This is a genomic window from Streptomyces sp. NBC_01478, assembly GCF_036227225.1.
Lineage (GTDB): Bacteria > Actinomycetota > Actinomycetes > Streptomycetales > Streptomycetaceae > Streptomyces.
On sequence record NZ_CP109444.1, the window covers coordinates 10808356 to 10827316 of the forward strand.

Here is an 18961-nt window from a genome sequence, read left to right on the forward strand (position 1 = left end):
GCTCAGACGGGGTGCACGGGTGGCAATACCCAGGCGGCCGAGTGGCCTGGTGGCAGGGCCAAATCGTCACGTACGGCCGCGTAGTAACCCTGGCGCCCTTCCCGCTGTCGTTCCAGCAGGTCCTGCCAGGTCTCCGGATCGTGCCTGCCCTCGCGCAGGAACCGCTCCATCGCCAGAACCGAGGTGACCCAGACCCGGGCCTTCGCCACCACCTCCGGGCTGCCCAGCATGAGCAGCGTCTCTCCGGCCGGGTCGCGGGCCAGCGCGGCCTCGGCGATCATCGGTGCCGCCTCCTGGGGCGTAAGGGGGTGGGGATGGGGGTCGTTGCGGAAGTGGGACGCGACCCGATAGGTGAGCGTGACCGTCTGCTTCAGAACTCGTGCGTAGTCGGTGTACACCACGAGCCGCCGCTCCTCCCAACGGGCCTCCCGCTCCCTCTGGAACCTCACCCGCTCACCCCGCACGATCGCCATGTACGAACCGAGGGCACCGATCACGACACCGATCAGCGCGGGAAGTTGCTGGATGAACGCGTTCATGTCCGCACCGTATCTGCCGAGTTGATCGCTCCGGCAGTACGTTCGGGCCCATGACAGACACAACGCGCTTCCAGGGGTACGGAGTTCTCGTCACCGGTGCGGGCCGTGGCATCGGCGCGGCCATCTCCCGGCGGCTCGCCGAGGAGGGCGCGCGGGTTCTGGTGACCGATGCCGATCCGCCCGAGGCCGAGAAGACGGCGGCGGACTTGCGTGAACTCGGGCTGACGGCGGAGGCGTTGGGCTGTGACGTGGGGGACCAGGGGGCGGTCGAGCGGGCCGTCGCGCACGCCGTCGACACCTTCGGGGCGCTCGACGTCCTGGTCAACTGCGCCGCGCACTGCACGCCCGACGTCCCGCTCTTCGAGGACGAACCGGACGACGAGTGGGCGCGCGACCTCGACATCACGCTGACGGGAACGTTCCGTTGCTGCCGCGCCGCACTCCCGCACCTGGCCGCCTCGGGACGCGGGGCGATCGTCAGCATCGGATCGGTCAACGGCGCCCAGGACTTCGGCAACCACGCCTACAGCGCCGCCAAGGCCGGACTCGTCTCCCTGACCCGCACCCTCGCCGGACACGCCGCCCGGCGGGGAGTGCGCGTCAACCTGGTGGTGCCGGGCACCGTCCGCACCTCCGCCTGGGAGGGTAGGGACGACGACCTGGACGCACTGAGCGGGCTGTATCCGCTCGGCCGGGTCGGTGAGCCCGAGGACATCGCCGCGGCCGTCGCGTTTCTCGCCTCGCGCGACGCCTCCTGGATCACCGGCACCACGCTCACCGTCGACGGCGGGGTCACCGCGGTGGCCACCGGGTTCCCGTCGGGCTCTTTCAGAGCAGGCGGGAGAGGGGCAGTGAGGCAAGCGCCGCCAGTACCCGGTCCGAATCGGCCTCGGACGTACGCCAGTTGCTGAACGCGGCCCGCAGCGCGGGCGTCCCGTCGTACACCGTCGGCGTCAGGAACGCCTCGCCGGTGGCGGCCACCGCCTCAGCCACGGCGGCCACCCGCTCCTGCGTGGGGTTCTCGGCGAGGGTGAAGCAGACGACGTTCAGCCGGACCGGCGCCGTCAGCCGCAGCCCCGGGAGCGCGGCGATGCCCTCGCCGAGACGGCGGGCGAGGGCGACGTTGCGCTCGACGATCTCGCGGTGCCCGGCGCGGCCGTAGGCCAGGAGGGAGAACCAGGCGGGGAGGGCGCGCAGTCGGCGGGAGTTCTCCGGGGTCAGGTGGAGGAAGTCCGGGTCGCCGGTGGGCGGGCCGAGGTACGGGGACGCGTTGTGGAACACCCTGACCTGGAGGTCGCGGCGGCGGGTGAACTGCACGGCCGCGTCGTAGGGCACGTTGAGCCACTTGTGGAGGTCGACGCAGACCGAGTCGGCCGCGTCGAGGCCGTCGACGAGGTGCGCGTACGCGGGGGAGAGCGCGGCGAAGCCGCCGAACGCGGCGTCCACGTGCAGCCAGAAGTCGTACCGCTCCTTGAGGGCCGCGATCGCCCGCAGGTCGTCGAAGTCGACGGTGTTCACCGTGCCGGCGTTCGCCACGACGATCGCCGGTCGGCCGTCCAACTCGGCCAGGGCGGCGTCGAGTTCGGCCACGTCGACGGCCTCGCGGTTCCCGGCGAGTACGGGTACCTGGCGCAGCCGGTCCCGGCCGATGCCCAGGACGGACAGCGCCTTGGCGACGCTGGAGTGCGGGCTGCCGGAGAGCACGTCGACCGGGCCGAGCGCGGCGGCCCCGGCCCGGGACAGGTCCACGCCCAGGCGCTCGCCGAGCCACTCGCGGGCGACGGCGAGACCCACCGTGTTGGACACGGTCGCGCCGGTGACGAAGGCCCCGGAGTGCGCCTCGCCGAGTCCGAAGAGCTCGCCCAGCCAGCCGACCGTCTCCCGTTCCAGGGCCGCCGCCCAGGAACCGGCCGCCCCGGACACGTTCTGGTCGTACGCGCTGGTCAGCCAGTCCCCGGCGACCGACGCGGGCGTCGCACCACCGGTCACGAAGCCGAGATAGCGCGGGCCGGCCGATCCCGACAGCCCGGGCGCCCACCGCTGCGCGAACCGGGCGAGCGCCGCCTCGCCGCCGGCCCCCTCGACCGGCAGCGGCTCCCGGTCGGGCGCCTTGTCGAGCCGTACGACCGGCCGCTCGGCCACCCCGTCCAGCTCGGCGGCGGCGAGGTCACGGGCGGACTGCAGGAGCGCGGGGAGCCGGGAGAGATCGTCGGCGAGAGTGCGGTGCATGGGCGGCAGCGTAGGCCGGGGCCGCGGGACGGGTATCGGTCCAGTTTCAGGGAACTGGACTGCTGAGCGGCGAACGGCCGGCGGTGCGCACGCTGACCGGCAGGCGAGGAATGTCACTGTTTCGTCGCAGCGCGACCCGCACTACAACCTCGACCGCCATACTCCGGTCTAGGTGGCAGAGATCGCAGTCATGGCTGACGGGGAGGGTTCGACATGGGGGACATTCGCAGACGAGGCGCCATAGTGCTCGGGATAACCGGGCTGGTGGCACCGCTCACGCTCGCGCTGGGCAGCACGCCCGCCGCGGCGGCGAGCTGTACGACACAGGCCGGGCCGTACCAGAAGCAGGTGGAGAAGTTCCTCGGGCGGCCGGTCGACGGCAAGCAGTCCGCCGCCGACTGCAAGGCCATCAAGGCCTTCCAGACCAAGCACGGCATCACGCCGAACATCGGCTACGCCGGGTCCGTCACCTGGGGCGTGATGGACCTCATGAACAAGCAGAAGGCCGTGGGCAACAAGCCCAACGCGGCCGGCAAGTGTCCGACGAACAAGGGCCGGATCGCCTGCGTGAACCTCACGCTCCAGATCAGTTGGATCCAGGACGGCAGCCGGCTCGTCTACGGCCCGGTCCCGGTGCGCACCGGCCGCAACGGCTACGAGACCCGTACCGGACTGAAGAAGATCTACTGGCGGGACATCGACCACGTCTCGACCATCTACAACGTGCCCATGCCCTACAGCCAGTTCTTCGACGGCGGCCAGGCGTTCCACTCGGTCAACCTCAGCATGTGGAACCCGCCGGGCTCGCACGGCTGCGTCAACATGACCCCGGCCACCGCCAAGAAGTACTGGTCGCTGCTGAAGAACGGCGACGACGTCTTCGTCTACGGCCGCAAGCCGGGCACCTGACAGAGCCGTGGGCCGGGCAACTGACGAACAGTCACCCGGCTTGCGCACCAACCCCGTTACGCGGGCGCGTCCCCGAAGTCCGGGATCTCCAGCCTCGCCCCGCCCTGTCGTGCCGAGTCGTGCGCGATGATGCCCGGCAGGGTGTAGCGGGCCGCGACCCACGCGTTCACGGACGGCAGGGTGCGGGAGTTGACCGCGGTCACGAAGTCGTCCGCGAGGAAGTGGTGGCTGCCCTCATGGCCGTTGTGGAGGTTGTCGAACTCCCGCGGCAGCCGCGACCGGTCGTGCACCGGCGCCGAGCCCGAGGTGAAGGCGGCCCGAAGATCCGGCGCGACGTGCTGAAGTGACGGATCGTCAGGAGACATGGTGGGCTTGGGCTCCAGCAGCTCGCTGATGTCCTGCACCCCCTTCTTGTCCTGCCAGAAGGCCACCGTCGCGAGCTGCTCCATGCTCGCGTCGGTCCCGAAGAACCGGAAACGCGACTCCCGGATCTGCGAGGGATAGCCCACCCGCCGGAACTCGTTCGTACGGAACGAACCGCCCCCCGCCACCTCGAACAGCGCGGTCGCGTTCGAGAAGTCGTTGCCGAACTGGCTGACCTCCTTGTCGAAGACACCGTCCCCGCGCTCGTCCACGACCCCGATCGCCGAGACGCTCACCGCGTGGGTCTGCCACGCGCCGAGCACCCCGCCCACCGAGTGCGTCGGGTACAGCAGCGGCGGATAGCTGGCGGTCGCCTTCCAGCCCTCGCCGCCGCTGTACTGGTACGCCTCGTAGAACCCCAGATCCATGTCGTGGACGTAGTCGCCCTCGGCGTAGAAGATCCGCCCGAAGGCGCCCTCCGCGATCTGGTTGCGGGCGTGCACGGTCGCCGGGTTGTACTGGCTGGTCTCGCCCATCATGTACGTCAGTCCGGTCGCCTTGACCGCGTCGATGATCGCCGCGATCTCCTCCGTGCTGATCGCCATGGGGACCGCGGAGTACACGTGCTTGCCGGCGCCGAGCCCCTGGAGGACGAGGGGGCCGTGCGTCCAGCGCTGGGTGAAGATCGCGACGGCGTCGACGGCCTTCGACTCCAGCATCGCCTCGTAGGAGGGGAAAGTGCCCGCCAGCCCTTGTTCGGCGACCAGTTGCTCCGCCCGCTCCGGCAGGAGGTCGGTCACATAGACCTCGCTCACGCCTGGGTGGGCCTGGAACAGTCGGGCGAACTGGCCGGAGAACTGGCCTGCTCCGACGATGCCGAGGGAGAACGTCATAGGTGCGTGTCCTTCTCTGACGGGGATTCCCTGAGCGGAAATCACTGAACGAACATCACTGGCCGAGAATGAAGTTGATCTGCTTGTTGGTCTCGCCCAGGCCGCTGACCGGTGCGTCATTGGCGTAGACGTCCTGCATGGCGGGGCGCATCAACGCGTACACGTCCGCCGAGTAGTTGGTGATCGGGAAGGAGAAGGTGGCGAAGTCCTTCTTGTCGGCGACCGGCCGGGTGAAGGCCGTGACGTCGATGCCCTTCTTCTCGTAGGCGGCGACGGCGGCCTTCGTGCCGTCCGGGGTCGCGGGGAAGACGATGCCGTAACTGCCCACTGTCTTCTGGCAGTTGTCCGATGACAGGTAGGTCACCCACTTCCGCGCGCCCGCTTTGTTGTGGGCGTTCTTGGTGATCGAGTCGGCCAGTCCGTTCATCATGGTCGCCCGTTTCCCGGTCGGACCGGTAGGGGTGTATGCGGTGCCGATCTTGATCCCCTTGGCGGCGGCGTACGTGGAGATCATCCAGGCGCCGTCGAAAGCGGTCGCCGCCTTGCCGGCCGCGATCTGCGCGTTGGCCGGGTTGGCGCCGTCGCTGTAGTCCGTGAACGGCGCGAGATAGCCCTTCTTCGCCAGGCCGAAGTACCACTTGACCGTCGACTGGTAGGTCTTGCTGTCGTACTGGAACTTCGTGCCCCAGCGTGTCTTGTCCGTGTAGTTCCAGCCGGCCGAGGCGGTGAAGGGACTCCACGTCGTCTGACCGTCGGAGTCACCGGCGCCCCCGGTGGCCATGCCGTACACCTTGACGTGGTGCTTGTCGAAGCCCGGTTCGTCGCCGCGCTTGCCGTTCCTGTCGACGGTCAGATGGGCGATGGCCTTCTCGAAGGTGCCGCCGTCCGTCGGGTTCCAGGACAGGCTGTTGAGCTGGTCGGCGCTCAGGCCCGCCGACTTGGCCATCTTCTGGTTGTAGAAGAGGGCGACCGTGTCCCAGTCCTTCGGCGCCCCGTACTGATGTCCGTCCTGGCCCTGCCAGTTGGCGGCCAGGCCGGGCTGATAGGCCGACGGGTCGATGTCGAGATCGTCGAGCGGCTGGAGCACCTTCAGGTCGGCGAACTGGCCGAACTTCTGGATGTGGTCGGTGAACACGTCCGGCTGGGTGCCCGCGATGAAGCTCGCGGTGAGCTTGGTCCAGTAGTCGGCCCAGCCCAACTGGGTGATCTTCACCTTGAGTCCGGGGTTCTGCTGCTCGAAGCCCTTCGCGCAGGCCTGGTAGGCGGGGAGTTGGTTGGAGTCCCACAGCCAGTACGTCACCGTGTTCGAGGCCGACCCCACGGAGTCGCCCTTGGCGCAGCCCGCCGTCAGGGACAGCGCGAGCGCCCCGGTCAGTGCCATGACCGTACGAAATCGCATGCCCTGCCCCTTACTTGATTCCGGTGAAGCTGATGGAGCTGACGATGCGGCGCGCGAACGCTCCGAAGAGGACGAGCATCGGGAGCGCGGCGATGAGGGTCGCCGCCATCAGGCCCGACCAGTCGTAGCCGGTCTGCGGGGTCTGCGAGCGGAAGATGGCCAGCGCCACCGACAGCACGCGCGAACTGTCGCTGTAGGACACCATCAGCGGCCAGAAGTAGTCGTTCCAGGACGTGATGTACGTCAGCACGCCCAGCGTCAGGACCGGCGTGGACGCCATCGGCAGCAGGACCCGGAAGAAGACCTGGATCTTGCCGGCGCCGTCGAGCAGGGCAGCCTCCTCGACCTCGCGCGGGATGTTCATGAAGAACTGCCTGAGGAAGAACACCGCGAACGGCGTCATGAACATCGTCGGCAGCGAGATCCCCAACAGGGTGTCCACCAGCCCGAGTTGCTTGATGAGGACGAAGTTCGGCAGCAGCGTGAAGATGGCCGGCACCATCAGCCCGGCCAGGAACAGCCCGAACACCCGGTCCCGGCCGCGCCAGCGCAGCCGGGCGAAGGCGTAGGCGGCCATCGCGGAGAAGAACACCTGGCCGACGGTGACCAGGGTCGAGACGATCACCGAGTTGAGCAGATAGCGCCAGAACTTCAGTCCGCCGCCCGAACCGCCCTGTGCGATCGCCTCCTTGGTCGACTGGAGACCGAGGGCCCGCTCGAAACCGCCGGTGGTGAAGTCGACCGGCAGCGGGTCCGAGGGGTGGGCGGCGAGCCCGGTGTTGGTGGAGAGCGCGGTGCGCAGGATCCAGTAGAAGGGCAGCAGGGTGACCAGCATGATCGCGGCCATCGCGATCCAGGCGGCGACCTTGCCGACGGAGGGCCGGGGCCGGGACGGCCGTACGATCTCCTGCTGTGCCGTAGGCGTAGGGGTGTTGGGCACATTGGGCGTGGTGGTCAGGGTGGCCATGTCGACTCCTTCCGGTCAGCCGAGGTCGGTCTGGCCGGCGCGGGTGATCCGGTACTGGAGGAACGTGATCGCGCTCAGCACGATCAGCAGGGCCACGGACATCGCGGAGGCGTAGCCGAACTGGAAGCGCCCGAAGGCGGAGCCGTAGATGTAGTACTGGAGGACGTTCGTCGCGTTCGCCGGGCCGCCCGCGGTGGTCACCGCGACCGTGTCGAACACCTGGAACGAACCGATCACCGTCATGATCAGCACGACCGCCAGGACCGGCCGCAGCAGTGGCATCGTGATCCGCCAGAACATCCGCCACTCGCTCGCGCCGTCCACCTTCGCGGCCTCGTACATGTCGTTCGGGATGGCCTGGAGCCCGGCGAACAGCAGGAGCGCGGTGTAGCCGACGTGCCGCCACACGTTGATCAGGGCGATCGTCGGGATCGCCCAGGTCTTGTCGGCGAGGAAGGGGATGTGGTCGAAGCCGAGCCCGCCGATGATCTCGTTGCCGATGCCGAGCTGGGTGTCGAGGATCCACAGCCAGACGATGCCGGCGACGACGTTCGACATCAGGTACGGCGTCAGCACGATCCCGCGCAACAGGGCGGACTGGGTGAGCCGTTGGAGCAGGACCGCGATGGCGAGGGCCGCCACCGTCTGGACGCCGATGTTGATGAACACGTACTCGACGGTGACCCGCAACGACGACCAGAAGATGGGGTCGTGGACCATCCGGTCGTAGTTGTCGAGGCCCACCCACTTCGCCGGTGTCAGCAGGTTGAAGCGGGTGAAGCTCAGATAGATGCCCCGCAGGGTCGGCCAGAGCAGGAAGACCAGGAAGCCCAGCAGGGCCGGGGCGATGAAGACCGCCGCGAGCCGTCCGTCGCCCTCGTCTTCACGGGCCCGCGGCCGGCGGGTCGGGGGACTGCTTGAGGCGATGGTCATCTGGAGACTCCCTTGTCTGAGACGGCTCGTCCTCGCGGCACTTACTTTCGTCGCGAAAGAATCCGGGCGTCAAGAGCTGGGCACAGATCTGTTTCTTCTCGGTTCGCGGCCGTATGGTGATCCTGTTACTTCCATGACGAAAGAAAGAAACCTTGTGGGAGTGTGACCCTCATGACCACACGTGCCGCCAGTTGGCAGCCGCTGAGCCCCGGTGAACGCTCGGTGGCGATCGAGGTGCTCGTCCACGGCCCGCTGTCGCGCACCGAGCTCGCGCGGCGGCTCGACCTCTCGGCGGGCAGCCTCACCCGCCTCACCAAGCCGCTCATCGAGACCGGCCTGCTGGTCGAGGTCCCCGACGGCGGCGGCCCGGCCGAGGTCCGCCAGGGCCGCCCCTCACAGCCGCTCGACGTGGTCGCCGAGTCCCGCACCTTCCTCGGCCTCAAGCTCACCGAGGACATGGTCTACGGCGTCGTCACCACCCTCAGGAGCGAGATCGTCGCCCGCCTCGACCGGCCGCTCACCACGCACGACCCGGACCAAGTGGCCGATCTGCTCGCCGAGATGACCGGCGAACTCACCGCCGCCTTCCCCACGCTCACCGGCATCGGCATCGGTGTCGGCGGTCTCGTCCAGGACCGTGCCGTGGTGGGGGAGTCGCCCTTCCTGCGGTGGAGCGACGTCCCGCTGGCCCAACTCGTCGAGGAACGCACCGGGTTGCCGGTCGTCGTCGAGAACGACGTGGCCGCCCTCGTCGAGGCCGAGACCTGGTTCGGCGCCGGGCGCGGCCTCGACCGCTTCGTGGTCCTCACCATCGGCGCGGGCATCGGCTACGGCCTCGTCCTCGGCGGCAAGCGGGTGCCGTACGCGGAGGAGGACCGCGGGTTCGGCCGCCACTGGATCCTGAATCCCAACGGCCCGATCACCCCCGCGGGCCAACGCGGCAGCGCCGTCTCGCTGTTGACCATCCCCAGCATCCGCTACCAGATCCGGGCCGCCACCGGACTCGACCTGACCTACGAGGAGATCCTCGCCCGCGCCGCCGCCGGTGAGCCCATGCCCTCCCGCGTCGTCGACGAAGCCGCCCGCGCGCTGGGCACGTTGGTCGCCCAGATCGCCAACTTCGTGCTCCCGCAGAAGATCCTGCTCGCCGGAGAGGGCGTCGGTCTGATCGACGTGGCCGGCAAGACGGTGGACGACACGCTCCGCGCCCACCGGCATCCGCTGGCCGCCCCGCTCGACGTGGAGACGAAGGTCTCCGACTTCCACGACTGGGCGCGTGGCGCAGCGGTGTTGGCGATCCAGGTGCTGGTGCTCGGTGTGGCCGAGGTGTGAATTGCGTTACAGGGCTTGACAGATGACGTGATCAGCAACACGGTCCGTTATGTCCGGTTCACTCGTGATTACTCACATCGCCTTCACCTTGGGCGACGTATGCTTCACACCATGTCCACCAGCGTTGAATCAGCCACCGAGCGATCGGCAGCCGAGGTCAACGAGGAGATCAGGGCCCTGTGGCTCCGATCGGGCGGGACACTGAGCGCCCAACAGCGCGAGGAGTACAGGCGGCTCGTCATGGAGTGGGCCGCCGCAGCTCCGCAGTCGGCCGAGGCGGCCTGAGAGTCGCCGTCGGCCGCCGCAGGTGTCCGTTGTCGGTATCCCGTCCCGGCCTTCCTCGTGACCCTCGGCCCAGCCGGTCGAGCCCCTTTCGACCCGACCGGCCCCATCAACCCAATCGACCGGTCCAGCCGGTCGAACTCCCTTGAGTGATCAGCCCCACATCGCCGAGTAGTGCCGCTGGAAGGCCTTGCGGTCCTGCTCGGCGCGGATCCAGCGCGTCGCCACCAGCGCGATCAGACTTCCCGCGATGACCAGCAGACCGGGCCCCACGTTCTTCGGGTCCGTGAGCCGGGACGCCAGTGTCGTCGACCCCGACGTGGTGTTCGTCGCGGGCGCCGACGTCCCGGGCGTCGCCGCACCGGCGGCCGCCGCGCCGTCGGCGGCCGAGGCGGACGGAGCGGGCGAGGCCGCCGTCTTCGGTGCCACCAGCAGCTTCACGTTCAGCGCGGCCAGCGCCTTGGTCAGCGGCTGGAAGAACGTCGTGCCGCCCGCCGTGCAGTCACCGCTGCCGCCCGAGGTCACGCCCAGCGCGATCCCGTTGGCGAACAACGGACCGCCGCTGTCGCCCGGTTCGGCACACACCGTGGTCTGGACGAGACCGGTGACCGTGCCCTCGGGGTAGTTCACCGTCGCGTTGAGCGCGGTCACCTCGCCGTCGTGCAGCCCGCTGGTGCTGCCGCTGCGGAACACCTTCTCGCCCACGGCCGCGTCGGCCAGGCCCGTGATGGTCACCCCGCTGCCGTTGCCGATCGCGACCACGTCCGCGCCCTCGCCCGCCGAACCGCTCGCGTACTGCACCAACGAGAAGTCGCTGCCGGGGAAGTTGTCGGAGACCGTCTTGCCCAACTGCTGGTCGCCCTGGTTGTTGGCGAACCAGATGGACCCGACCGGCCCGCAGTGCCCGGCCGTGAGGATGAAGTCGGTCTGGCCGTCGGTCACGTTGAAGCCGGCCGAACAGCGCCCGCCGGTCGACAGGATCGGCTGCGCGCCGTTGATACGGGTCGTGAACTTGCCCTGCGTGCGCTGCATTTCGACCGAGGCGCCGATGCTCTTCGCGACCTTCGTCATCGCGGTCCAGGCCGTGGCCGAGACGCTGCTGTCGGCCTCCACCAGCACCCGGTTGTTCCGGTAGTCCATCGCCCACGCGGTGCCCGGCACCTTGGGCGCCGAACTCAGCGTGGTCGCGGCCGAGTTCAGCTCGTTCATGCTGTACTTCACGACCTTCGCCTCGGCGCCCGCCTTCGTCACCTCGGCCGCGGTCTTCGCATCGGTCACCGCGACGACCGTACGGCCGCCGGAATCGACCCAACTGCCCGCCGTGCGGGCCGCACCGAGCTTCGCCGCCAGGGCGGAACCCTTGTCCGCGGGTGTCTGCGGCGCGCTGAGCGTGGCGGCGGACGTGCCGGAAGAGTCGCTGGCCATGGCCGCCTGAGTGACCATGGCACCTCCCAGCAGGAGTCCGCCGACGGCCGTCAACCGTGTGACGCGCCGGATGACCCGTCGTCGTGCGTGCCTCATGCCTGGCTCCCGAACCCCGAACGTGCGGTGACGACACCGCGGGGCCCTCCGGTCGTTGAGTGCCCTTCCTCCATACGTGGCCCGGCACCGTCCTGTTCACCGAACAGCGGACCGGCTTCGGCCGCTACGGCCAACGGGCGTGCCGCAGGGCCGAGTTGGCCTCGGTGCTGTCCCGCCGGAGCCCGCTGCTCCTCGCCCCGGCTGCCATGATGACCCGATGCGTGTGCTGATGCCGGTCCCCGACCACGACTTCGACGTCACCGAGGTGGCCGTGCCCTGGCGGCTGCTCACCGACGCCGGGCACGAGGTCGTCCTCGCCACCGAGCGCGCCGGGACCCGCCCCGCCGCGGACCCCCGGCTGCTGACCGGCGTCCTCTTCGGACAGCTCGGTGCCGAGGACGAACCCAAGCGGTTCTACGAACAGCTCACCCGGGCACCGGAGTTCGGCGCCACCGTCGCCTGGGCGGACCTGGACGTGACCCGCTTCGACGGACTGCTGCTGCCCGGTGGACACGCGCCCGGCATGCGCCAGTACCTGGGATCTCCCGAACTGACCGGCAAAGTCGCGGAGTTCTGGGGACTGGGCCGCCCGGTCGGCGCGATCTGCCACGGCGTCCTCGTGGCGGCCCGCACCCAGGACCCGGACACCGGCCGCAGCGTGCTCGCCGGACGCCGTACGACCTGTCTGCCCAAGTACATGGAACGCACCGCCTACTTGACCACCGCCTGGCGCCTGGGCCGCTACTACCGCACCTACCCCGCCTATGTGGAGGACGAGGTGCGGGCCGCCCTCGACGACGCGGACACGCAGTTCGAACGCGGCCCCAGGGAACTCACCCGGCGCGGCACCGCGAGCGACGACACGCACGCGTTCGTCGTACGGGACGGCAGCTATCTGTCGGCGCGCTGGCCCGGAGACGCCTACCTCTTCGCCCGCGCGTATCTCGACCTGCTACGGGCACCCGCGGGTGCTTAGACTGCCGACCATGGACGAGACCCCGCTGGACCGGCTCGGCACGAGCCAGTACCTGCTGATCACGAGCTACCGCAAGAACGGCTCCCCGGTCGCCACCCCGGTGTGGGTGGTCCGCGACGGCGAGACACTCGGTGTCTGGACGGTCGCCGACTCCTGGAAGGTCAAGCGCATCAGGGCCCGCGCCGATGTCCTCGTCGGCCCCTGCGACCTGCGCGGCAACCCGACCGGCAACCAGGTCCCCGGCACCGCCGAGATCTGCGACCCCGAGACCACCGCCCACTTCCGCACCCTCATCAAGCGCAAGTACGGCCTCACCGGCCGTCTCACCCTCCTCGGGAGCCGCCTGCGCCGAGGCCTCGACGGCACCGTCGGCATCCGCGTGACGCTCGCACCCTGAGGACGAACCCCTTGCCCACTCAACCCTGGGAGTGCCCGTGGACCCCGCGCTGACCCCGGCCGAGCTGCGGCTGCGGCAGGAGCGGGTCGTCTTCGCCCGGATGCGCAGCACCCAGGACCGGGTCGCCGACGCGATCACCGCGTTCGCCGGCACCATGCTCTTCGTCTATCTGCACGCGCTGTGGTTCGCCGTCTGGATCGCCCTCAACGAAGGGCTCCTCGGCCACGTCGGCATCTTCGACCCGTACCCCTACGGGCTGCTCACGATGATCGTCAGCCTGGAGGCCATCTTCCTGTCGACCTTCGTCATGGTCAGCCAGAACCGCCAGGCGGCCCGCGAGAACGTCCGCGCCGACCTCGACTTCGAGACCAACCTCCGCTCCGAGGTGTGGTCCGCCCACATCGGTGCCGCGCTGGGCCTCGACCCCCGCGAGATCGAACAACGCGTCCAGGAACTCCTCACCGAGAACCGCGCCAAGATGAACAGCGGGACGCAGAAGCCGAGTTGAGCATCCGCAGGACACAACAGGAAGGGGCCGCAGCTCTCGCGCTGCGGCCCCTTCACTTCGTACGGCGGTACGGCGTTGTGCTACGACGCGTCGAGCACCGTGCCGGTCAGCTCCGGGCCGCCGCTCTGCGGGTTGCCGTTCTCGTCCACGGCCACGAACCGCACGGACTCGGGCTGTTCCGTCACCTGGTCCTTGATCGTCGGGAGGCTGATCTCCGTGCCGGCCCGTCCCGCCGGGACGGAGGTCCAGAGGAACAGGCCCGTCACCTTGGACAGCGGGCGCTCCGGCGCGGGTTCCTCACCGGAGTTCTCGCCGAGCCACTGCGGGTCGACGTCCAGGGTGGACAACTCCGGGCCCGTGGCGACCGGTTGGACGATGAACGAGGGGTTCAGCTCCACGTCGGCGGGCGTGGACAGCGTCACCTTCCACGTGAGGGGCTGTCCCTCGGCGACCCGGTCGGCGACCGGGGTGACGGTGAACGTGGGCATCGGGTCGTCGTTCTCGGCGGTCACCCCACCGCGGTGGGCGCCGATCACCGCGCCGTGCACCGCCTTCACGAAGATGTCGTGCTGGCTGCCGTAGTCGAAGCGGGTGTTGCCCTCGACCTTCACCGGTACGTCGATGTCGTGGCCGCCGGGCCGTACCGTCACCAGTCGTGACGTGGCCCGGCCGGTGGCCGGGTCGGCGACGTAGAGGCGCACCTGGCCGTTGCCCCGGCCCGACACCCGGACGGGGACGCGGTACGTCCTGACGCCCGAGTCGCCTTCCTTGACGGTGAGCCGGCCGATGTCGACGCGGGGGAGCGGGGCCGCGGTGGCCGCCGGAGTGCCGGGGCGCCAGCCCCAGGCGTCCATCAGCCAGGCCTGGCCGGAGCGCGAACGCGGGGTCAGGACAAGGGACTTGACGTGCTTCAGGTCGAGCCCGGCGTGGGAGGCGGCGGTGAGCGGGACGCGGACCTCGCGGGCCCAGTAGGAGGCGGTGCGCTCGGTGCCGGGCAGGCCGTCGACGCGGACGCGACCGAGGGTCGCGCGGTGGCCGGCGGTGTCGGTCAGGGAGACGTCGAGCTGGGTGCCGGTGCTGTTGGGCGGCACGATGACGCGCAGGGCGAGGCTCTTGGCGCCGCCGAGGGAGACCGGCTTGTCGGGACGTACCGTCACCGCCGAACCGGCCGCGGACCAGCGCAGCGCGAGCGCGCGGCGGCCGACCTCCTTGGCGGTCTCCCAGGACGCGAAGTGCGGAGAGCCGCCCTTGGTGTCCGGGCCCAGACAGGCGACGGCCGGGTCGGGGTCCACGGCGGAGCACAACCGGCCGCCGGACACGGTGACGTGGCCGTCCGGCAGGAATCCGGCGCCACGGTTCGCGCCCACCGCGTGGGTGAGGACGCGCGCCGGGTCCGCCGAGGGCGCCCGGCGGCCCGAGCCGTCGAGCAGCTCGCGCGCCCGGTCGTCCCCGGCGACGAACAGCCGTGCCGCCGTGGCGATGTAGGTGGAGCCGACCTTGTGCTGCTGGTCGGCGGTCAGACGGGTCGCGGCGCCCGGCGAGCACACCGCGTCACGCTGGTCGGGGTCGTCGTAGAAGTCGTCCTCGGCGGGCGCCTGGGCCTGGCCCGGCGTCCACTCGGTGTTGAAGAAGTTGTGGTCGGCGCCCTCGACGTAGACCGCGCTGTGCAGGGCCGTTCCCTTGCTGACCCCGCGTGTGCCGTCGACGTAGACCTCGCCCTGGAGGTCGGAGACGTCTCCGTCGCAGCCGGGCAGGATCGTCACCGACGGCACGTCGGCCACCGGGTTCTGGCCGAAGATCGTGGGGCCGATGAGGACCGTGCCGCGGATCTTCCAGCGCACCGGGCCGCGGTAGCCGTCCTGGGCGGCCGGCGGCGGGTAGAGGCTGTCCATCGCCGCGCGGTTGACGCCCTCGCCACCGCGCGAGTGGCCGATCAGCAGGACCCGGGAGAGGTCGGCCGGCGGTGCGTTCCGGACGACCGCCGGAGCCGTCCGGGGGTGGGCGGACCAGTCGGCCCAGTGGGCCAGGTGGAGCCGGACCAGCGACGAACGGGCCTGCGCGCCGGCGTCCTCGGCCTCGGCGTCCTGGGCGTTGATGCCGTTCGCGGAGATCGACACCGTCACATAGCCCTGGGAGGCGAGGAGTTGCTGGTCGCGCAGATAACCCCGGTAGCTCGGGACGGACTTGGTGCCGGTGGGGCAGGGCCAGTCGCCGGTGATGTCCTCGGTGCCCGGCGTGTAGCAGGTGTAGTGACGGCCGTGCAGGAACAGCGCCAGCGGCCGCTTGCCGGTGGCGCCCTTCGGCGCGACCACGACGGCCTTCATCTCGATCGGCTGCGGATACCCGGGCAGACGGACGGAGTTGAGCGTGTACTCGCCGGTCGTCGTACGGTACGTGCCCGCCTTGCCGGGATCGATCGCGCCGGCCGGGAGCGGGACCGCGGGCCGGGCGGCGGCCTCTGAACGTCCGCTGCCGGAGGCGCTGTTGTCACCGGCGACGTCCAACCGGCGCCCGGCGGCCAGTACTTGAAGATCGTCGAGTTGCTCGGGCGCGACGGCGCCGAGACCGAGCCGGAACGTCCGTCCGTCCTTCGCCGGTGCCGGTACGCCGAGGAGCCGGCTCCCGGCGTGGAACTCCACGCGCGCGTCCCCCATGGGCACCCGGGTGCCCGAGCGCCACACCAACTGCCGCGCGGAGCCCTTCCCCGTGATCCGCCATCCCGGCGGAAGCGTGCCGTCGTCTGCCGTCGCCGTCGCCGTGAACGATCCGGCGTCCGACGGTGGCGCCGCCTGCGCCGACCCGGACATCCCTCCCGCCACCGCGAGCACCGTCGCGGCCGTGACCCATATTCGCCGGGCACGGAACAATGTGTTCTCCTCCTCGAACCCCAGACACGGGTGCCCCGGTGGTCCCGGGAGCCCCTCGCGCCCCGGAGGACGGGAAGCGGAGACTGTGGGTTGCCTGTGGAGGAGGATTCGGCCGATCTTCGACGGGTGGGTCCGGAACCGGGCCCGAACCCGGGCTGGCGGCACGGCCGTTCAGGAACCGCCCGCCGGTCGAAGCCGACCGGTGGCCAACTGCTCTGCCGGCCCGGCCGGTCGGGCCGTCAGTGCCAGGCCCGGTACGGCTCGTCGAGGAGTTGGAAGACGGGCTCGCCCCGCACCGGGTCCTTGGCCGTGGACAGCCGGACGCGGTCGCCGCTGTGGATGCCGATGGGCGGGCCGATGACCCGGCCGCGCACCACGAAGCCCTCGGCCATCTCGATCAGCGACACATTGCGGGCGGCGGGGGTGTTGCGGTGCACCACCGTGGAGTGGCGGACCGTGCCGGTGCCCTCGCTGCGCTCCGTGCGCAGGTCGCCGCCCTGGCAGACCGGGCACAACAGCCGGTGGTACATGGCGGTGCCGCACCAGGTGCAGCGCTGGAAGAGGATGGTGTCCCCGTCCGCGGTGGGCGGATCGAGGACGCCCGCCGGGGAGCCGACTGCCGGACGGGTCGCGAATCCTGAGTGGTGGTACACGCTGTCAACTCCCTGCGCTAGGCCGGAATCCCGCGCGCGGCCGAGCCGGGCACGCGGGTGCGCGGTTCGTCGTGCCACCGTGCACGACCACAGCGTATGGCACTCAGTGCCAAGCGTAAAGATACTGCGTACCCTTTGCTTTTCCTGTTCAGCCGCTGCCGAGCGCCGTCTCGATCTCCTGCACCACGCGCCACAGCGGCACCCCGCGCCGGGAGACGACCACCACGACGTCCTCGGGCCCCTGCTCGACGAGGGGCGGCACCGGCGGGTGTCCGAAGGCGGACTGCACATATCCCAGCGCGTGGTCCACCTCGGCACCCGCATCGCGCTGCCCGTCCGAACGCAGCCAGGAACGCAGGGCGTTGTTGTGCGCCGCGACCACGGCGGCCGCGATCACGTCCGCGTGCAGGGTCCCGTCGCGCCGGCCGGCGAAGCGCCCGCGCAGATAGTCGGCGAGGGCACGCTCGTAGCGCCACACGACCGACAGTTCGTAGGCGCGCAGTCCCGGCACCTTCTTGGTGAGGCGGTAACGCTGCACGGAGAAGGTCGGGTTCTCGTTGTACATCCGCAGCACGAGCCGGGCCGCGTCGCAGACCCGCCGCACGGGCTCGTGCTCGTCGCCGCCGGACGCGAGGAAGGCCGTCATGTCGGCCAGGCAGCGTTCGTGGTCGGGGAAGACCACGTCCTCCTTGGACGGGAAGTAGCGGAAGAACGACCGCCGTCCGACCCCGGCCAGCGCCACGATGTCGTCGATGGTGGTCTGTTCGTAGCCCCGCTCCAGGAACAACTGGAAGGCGGCCGCCACCAGGGCGTCCCGCATGGGCGGCTTGGAGCTCATGGACGGGAACGTAGCACCAGGTGGCACGGATGGCACTCAGTGCGCTCACGGTGGGGAACTGAGTCCCCTCGGGAAGATCGTCCGCCCGGCCGGATCGTATGGAGCGATGCCACCGAAGCGATCAAAACAGTCGATACGATCCGCGGCATAGAGTGACCGCGACCAGTTTCGCGTTCAGGGGGACCCATGCGACCGCACGTCGACCAGCGCCATGAGCGGGTGCTCGAACTCGTCCGCGAGCGCGGCAGCCTGCGGGTCGCCGACCTCGCGGCCGAACTCGGCGTCTCCGCCGTCACCTTGAGGCGTGACGTGGAAGCGCTGGCCGGCCAGGGCCGAGTGCACCGGCTGCACGGCGCGGTGGTGTGGCCGGGCGGCGGGAGCACCGCCGGGGCGCGGGCACGACAGGAGCCCGCCGCGGCCACGGCGTCCACCGCGTCCGCCGAGGGCGTCGTGATCGGAATGATCGTGCCGACCACCGCCTCGATCTTCGCCGACATAGTGCGCGGCGCCCGCGAGACCGTGGGAGCGCGGGGCGGCCGACTGGTGCTCGGGGTGTCCGGACACGGCGGCACGGAGGACGCCGTCCAGGCCGCGCACCTCCTCGCGGGCGGCGCCCAGGGGCTGCTCGTCGCGCCCAGTTGGCCGGGCGGCGCACCCGTCGGCGGCCAGGAACAGTGGCTCCTCGACCGGGGCGTGCCCACCGTGCTGGTCGAACGCTCCGCCCCGCCCGGCAACCCCGCGGCCGCCCTGGACCGGGTACGCACCGACCGCGCCCACGGAGCTGCGGTCGCCGTCGGCCACTTCGCCTCCCTCGGCCACCACCGGATCACCGCCGTACTCCAGGAAGGCCCGCACGCCGCGCAGATCATCGCGGGCTACGAGTCGGCCGTACGCTCCCTCGGTCTCGACGACGCCCGGGGCGCCCCGTCCGTCCGCGAACACGGCGACTACGAGTCGAGCGTGGACCACCTGGTCGACGCGGTCCGCGAGCGTGGAGTCACCGCCGCCCTCGTGCACAGCGACGAGGACGCCATCGTGCTCGTGCCCCGGCTCCAGGCACGCGGCATCCGGGTCCCGGACGACCTGGCGCTCATCGCCTACGACGACGAGGTCGCCCCGCTCGCCGACGTCCCGCTCACCGCCGTGGCCCCGCCGAAGCGCGCGGTGGGGGAGTCGGCCGCGCGGCTCCTGCTGCGGCGGATCGCCGAACACGGCACCGGACGCCGCCCGGCCCCGCGTCAACACATCGAACTCCTCCCCGAGTTGAGGATCCGCTCGTCCTGCGGAGGCAGCGCGCGCGCCCGCTGAGCACGGGCCGACCGTTTTGATCATTCCGCGCGAAACGCTCTCGGTGA

19 protein-coding genes are annotated in these 18961 nt (G+C 70.4%); 9 read left to right on the forward strand and 10 right to left on the reverse strand.

Translation table 11 applies throughout. The features are described 5' to 3' along the window. Positions 1-2: 2 nt before the first annotated feature. Entirely contained in the window at positions 3-539 is a 537-nt protein-coding gene (locus OG223_RS47985; RefSeq protein ID WP_329263477.1) for a hypothetical protein, read from the reverse strand. A 50-nt stretch (positions 540-589) separates the two neighbouring features. On the opposite strand from OG223_RS47985, the gene OG223_RS47990 reads away from it, so the two are divergent. Beyond that, positions 590-1450: an SDR family NAD(P)-dependent oxidoreductase gene (locus OG223_RS47990; RefSeq protein WP_329263479.1), complete on the forward strand. Its 861-nt coding sequence runs from the start codon at positions 590-592 to the stop codon at positions 1448-1450. Here the strand turns inward: OG223_RS47990 and OG223_RS47995 are convergent. After that, positions 1368-2768, reverse strand: a complete 1401-nt coding sequence (locus tag OG223_RS47995) for a pyridoxal phosphate-dependent decarboxylase family protein (RefSeq protein ID WP_329263481.1) — start codon at positions 2766-2768, stop codon at positions 1368-1370. The genes OG223_RS47990 and OG223_RS47995 overlap by 83 nt on opposite strands. Positions 2769-2981: 213 nt before the next feature. Between OG223_RS47995 and OG223_RS48000 the strand changes: the two genes are divergently transcribed. Continuing rightward, on the forward strand, positions 2982-3677 hold the full coding sequence (locus OG223_RS48000) for a L,D-transpeptidase family protein (protein WP_329263482.1): 696 nt from the start codon (positions 2982-2984) through the stop codon (positions 3675-3677). A gap of 56 nt (positions 3678-3733) precedes the next feature. On the opposite strand, the gene OG223_RS48005 is transcribed toward OG223_RS48000, so the two are convergent. Genes OG223_RS48005 through OG223_RS48020 form a run of 4 tightly spaced genes read right to left on the reverse strand, consistent with a single transcriptional unit; the run spans position 3734 to position 8232 of the window. Next, entirely contained in the window at positions 3734-4933 is a 1200-nt protein-coding gene (locus OG223_RS48005) for a Gfo/Idh/MocA family protein (RefSeq protein ID WP_329263484.1), read from the reverse strand. Positions 4934-4988: 55 nt separating this feature from the next. After that, positions 4989-6332, reverse strand: coding sequence for an ABC transporter substrate-binding protein (locus OG223_RS48010; RefSeq protein ID WP_329263485.1), 1344 nt, complete (start codon positions 6330-6332; stop codon positions 4989-4991). Between the two features lie 10 nt (positions 6333-6342). Further along, positions 6343-7299, reverse strand: coding sequence for a carbohydrate ABC transporter permease (locus OG223_RS48015; RefSeq protein ID WP_329263486.1), 957 nt, complete (start codon positions 7297-7299; stop codon positions 6343-6345). A gap of 15 nt (positions 7300-7314) precedes the next feature. Then, on the reverse strand, positions 7315-8232 hold the full coding sequence (locus OG223_RS48020) for a carbohydrate ABC transporter permease (protein WP_329263487.1): 918 nt from the start codon (positions 8230-8232) through the stop codon (positions 7315-7317). 171 nt (positions 8233-8403) lie between these two features. Between OG223_RS48020 and OG223_RS48025 the strand changes: the two genes are divergently transcribed. Both OG223_RS48025 and OG223_RS48030 read left to right on the forward strand, forming a co-directional pair. After that, the gene (locus tag OG223_RS48025) at positions 8404-9564 is read left to right on the forward strand and encodes an ROK family transcriptional regulator (protein ID WP_329263488.1); all 1161 of its coding nucleotides are present in this window, start codon (positions 8404-8406) and stop codon (positions 9562-9564) included. 99 nt (positions 9565-9663) lie between these two features. Then, on the forward strand, positions 9664-9849 hold the full coding sequence (locus tag OG223_RS48030; protein ID WP_329263490.1) for a hypothetical protein: 186 nt from the start codon (positions 9664-9666) through the stop codon (positions 9847-9849). Between the two features lie 150 nt (positions 9850-9999). Here OG223_RS48030 and OG223_RS48035 read toward each other — a convergent pair whose 3' ends face one another. Then, the gene (locus OG223_RS48035) at positions 10000-11367 is read right to left on the reverse strand and encodes a S1 family peptidase (RefSeq protein WP_329263492.1); all 1368 of its coding nucleotides are present in this window, start codon (positions 11365-11367) and stop codon (positions 10000-10002) included. Between the two features lie 59 nt (positions 11368-11426). Here OG223_RS48035 and OG223_RS48040 point away from each other — a divergent pair, with 59 nt between their 5' ends. Genes OG223_RS48040 through OG223_RS48055 form a run of 4 tightly spaced genes read left to right on the forward strand, consistent with a single transcriptional unit; the run spans position 11427 to position 13248 of the window. Beyond that, a complete protein-coding gene (locus OG223_RS48040) occupies positions 11427-11597 on the forward strand; it encodes a hypothetical protein (protein ID WP_329263494.1) in 171 nt (56 codons plus the stop codon). Then, positions 11585-12343 (forward strand): type 1 glutamine amidotransferase domain-containing protein, encoded by a 759-nt coding sequence (locus OG223_RS48045; protein WP_329263496.1) that lies wholly within the window; start codon positions 11585-11587, stop codon positions 12341-12343. The genes OG223_RS48040 and OG223_RS48045 overlap by 13 nt, the downstream gene beginning before the upstream one ends. A 10-nt stretch (positions 12344-12353) precedes the next feature. After that, a complete protein-coding gene (locus OG223_RS48050) occupies positions 12354-12740 on the forward strand; it encodes a PPOX class F420-dependent oxidoreductase (RefSeq protein ID WP_329263499.1) in 387 nt (128 codons plus the stop codon). Between the two features lie 37 nt (positions 12741-12777). Beyond that, the gene (locus OG223_RS48055; protein ID WP_329263501.1) at positions 12778-13248 is read left to right on the forward strand and encodes a DUF1003 domain-containing protein; all 471 of its coding nucleotides are present in this window, start codon (positions 12778-12780) and stop codon (positions 13246-13248) included. An 80-nt stretch (positions 13249-13328) separates the two neighbouring features. Here the strand turns inward: OG223_RS48055 and OG223_RS48060 are convergent, their stop codons facing one another. The 3 genes from OG223_RS48060 to OG223_RS48070 form a co-directional block, all read right to left on the reverse strand. Continuing rightward, positions 13329-16115 (reverse strand): alpha/beta hydrolase family protein, encoded by a 2787-nt coding sequence (locus tag OG223_RS48060; RefSeq protein ID WP_443073810.1) that lies wholly within the window; start codon positions 16113-16115, stop codon positions 13329-13331. Positions 16116-16354: 239 nt separating this feature from the next. After that, positions 16355-16768, reverse strand: coding sequence for a Zn-ribbon domain-containing OB-fold protein (locus OG223_RS48065; RefSeq protein ID WP_329263502.1), 414 nt, complete (start codon positions 16766-16768; stop codon positions 16355-16357). Between the two features lie 148 nt (positions 16769-16916). Further along, complete coding sequence (locus OG223_RS48070) at positions 16917-17588, reverse strand: TetR family transcriptional regulator (RefSeq protein ID WP_329265856.1); 672 nt, start codon at positions 17586-17588, stop codon at positions 16917-16919. A 204-nt stretch (positions 17589-17792) separates the two neighbouring features. On the opposite strand from OG223_RS48070, the gene OG223_RS48075 reads away from it, so the two are divergent. Beyond that, the gene (locus tag OG223_RS48075) at positions 17793-18914 is read left to right on the forward strand and encodes a substrate-binding domain-containing protein (RefSeq protein WP_329263504.1); all 1122 of its coding nucleotides are present in this window, start codon (positions 17793-17795) and stop codon (positions 18912-18914) included. Positions 18915-18961: the final 47 nt, after the last annotated feature.

What these genes read in the sequence shown, in the direction of transcription:
- OG223_RS48070 (WP_329265856.1), bottom strand. Translation starts at nt 17,588, where the DNA reads ATGCGGGACGCCCTGGTGGCGGCCGCCTTCCAGTTGTTCCTGGAGCGG.
- OG223_RS48020 (WP_329263487.1), bottom strand. Translation starts at nt 8,232, where the DNA reads ATGACCATCGCCTCAAGCAGTCCCCCGACCCGCCGGCCGCGGGCCCGT.
- OG223_RS48025 (WP_329263488.1), top strand. Translation starts at nt 8,404, where the DNA reads ATGACCACACGTGCCGCCAGTTGGCAGCCGCTGAGCCCCGGTGAACGC.
- OG223_RS47985 (WP_329263477.1), bottom strand. Translation starts at nt 539, where the DNA reads ATGAACGCGTTCATCCAGCAACTTCCCGCGCTGATCGGTGTCGTGATC.
- OG223_RS48075 (WP_329263504.1), top strand. Translation starts at nt 17,793, where the DNA reads ATGCGACCGCACGTCGACCAGCGCCATGAGCGGGTGCTCGAACTCGTC.
- OG223_RS48035 (WP_329263492.1), bottom strand. Translation starts at nt 11,367, where the DNA reads ATGAGGCACGCACGACGACGGGTCATCCGGCGCGTCACACGGTTGACG.
- OG223_RS48000 (WP_329263482.1), top strand. Translation starts at nt 2,982, where the DNA reads ATGGGGGACATTCGCAGACGAGGCGCCATAGTGCTCGGGATAACCGGG.
- OG223_RS48010 (WP_329263485.1), bottom strand. Translation starts at nt 6,332, where the DNA reads ATGCGATTTCGTACGGTCATGGCACTGACCGGGGCGCTCGCGCTGTCC.
- OG223_RS48015 (WP_329263486.1), bottom strand. Translation starts at nt 7,299, where the DNA reads ATGGCCACCCTGACCACCACGCCCAATGTGCCCAACACCCCTACGCCT.
- OG223_RS48045 (WP_329263496.1), top strand. Translation starts at nt 11,585, where the DNA reads ATGCGTGTGCTGATGCCGGTCCCCGACCACGACTTCGACGTCACCGAG.
- OG223_RS48030 (WP_329263490.1), top strand. Translation starts at nt 9,664, where the DNA reads ATGCTTCACACCATGTCCACCAGCGTTGAATCAGCCACCGAGCGATCG.
- OG223_RS47990 (WP_329263479.1), top strand. Translation starts at nt 590, where the DNA reads ATGACAGACACAACGCGCTTCCAGGGGTACGGAGTTCTCGTCACCGGT.
- OG223_RS47995 (WP_329263481.1), bottom strand. Translation starts at nt 2,768, where the DNA reads ATGCACCGCACTCTCGCCGACGATCTCTCCCGGCTCCCCGCGCTCCTG.
- OG223_RS48005 (WP_329263484.1), bottom strand. Translation starts at nt 4,933, where the DNA reads ATGACGTTCTCCCTCGGCATCGTCGGAGCAGGCCAGTTCTCCGGCCAG.
- OG223_RS48050 (WP_329263499.1), top strand. Translation starts at nt 12,354, where the DNA reads ATGGACGAGACCCCGCTGGACCGGCTCGGCACGAGCCAGTACCTGCTG.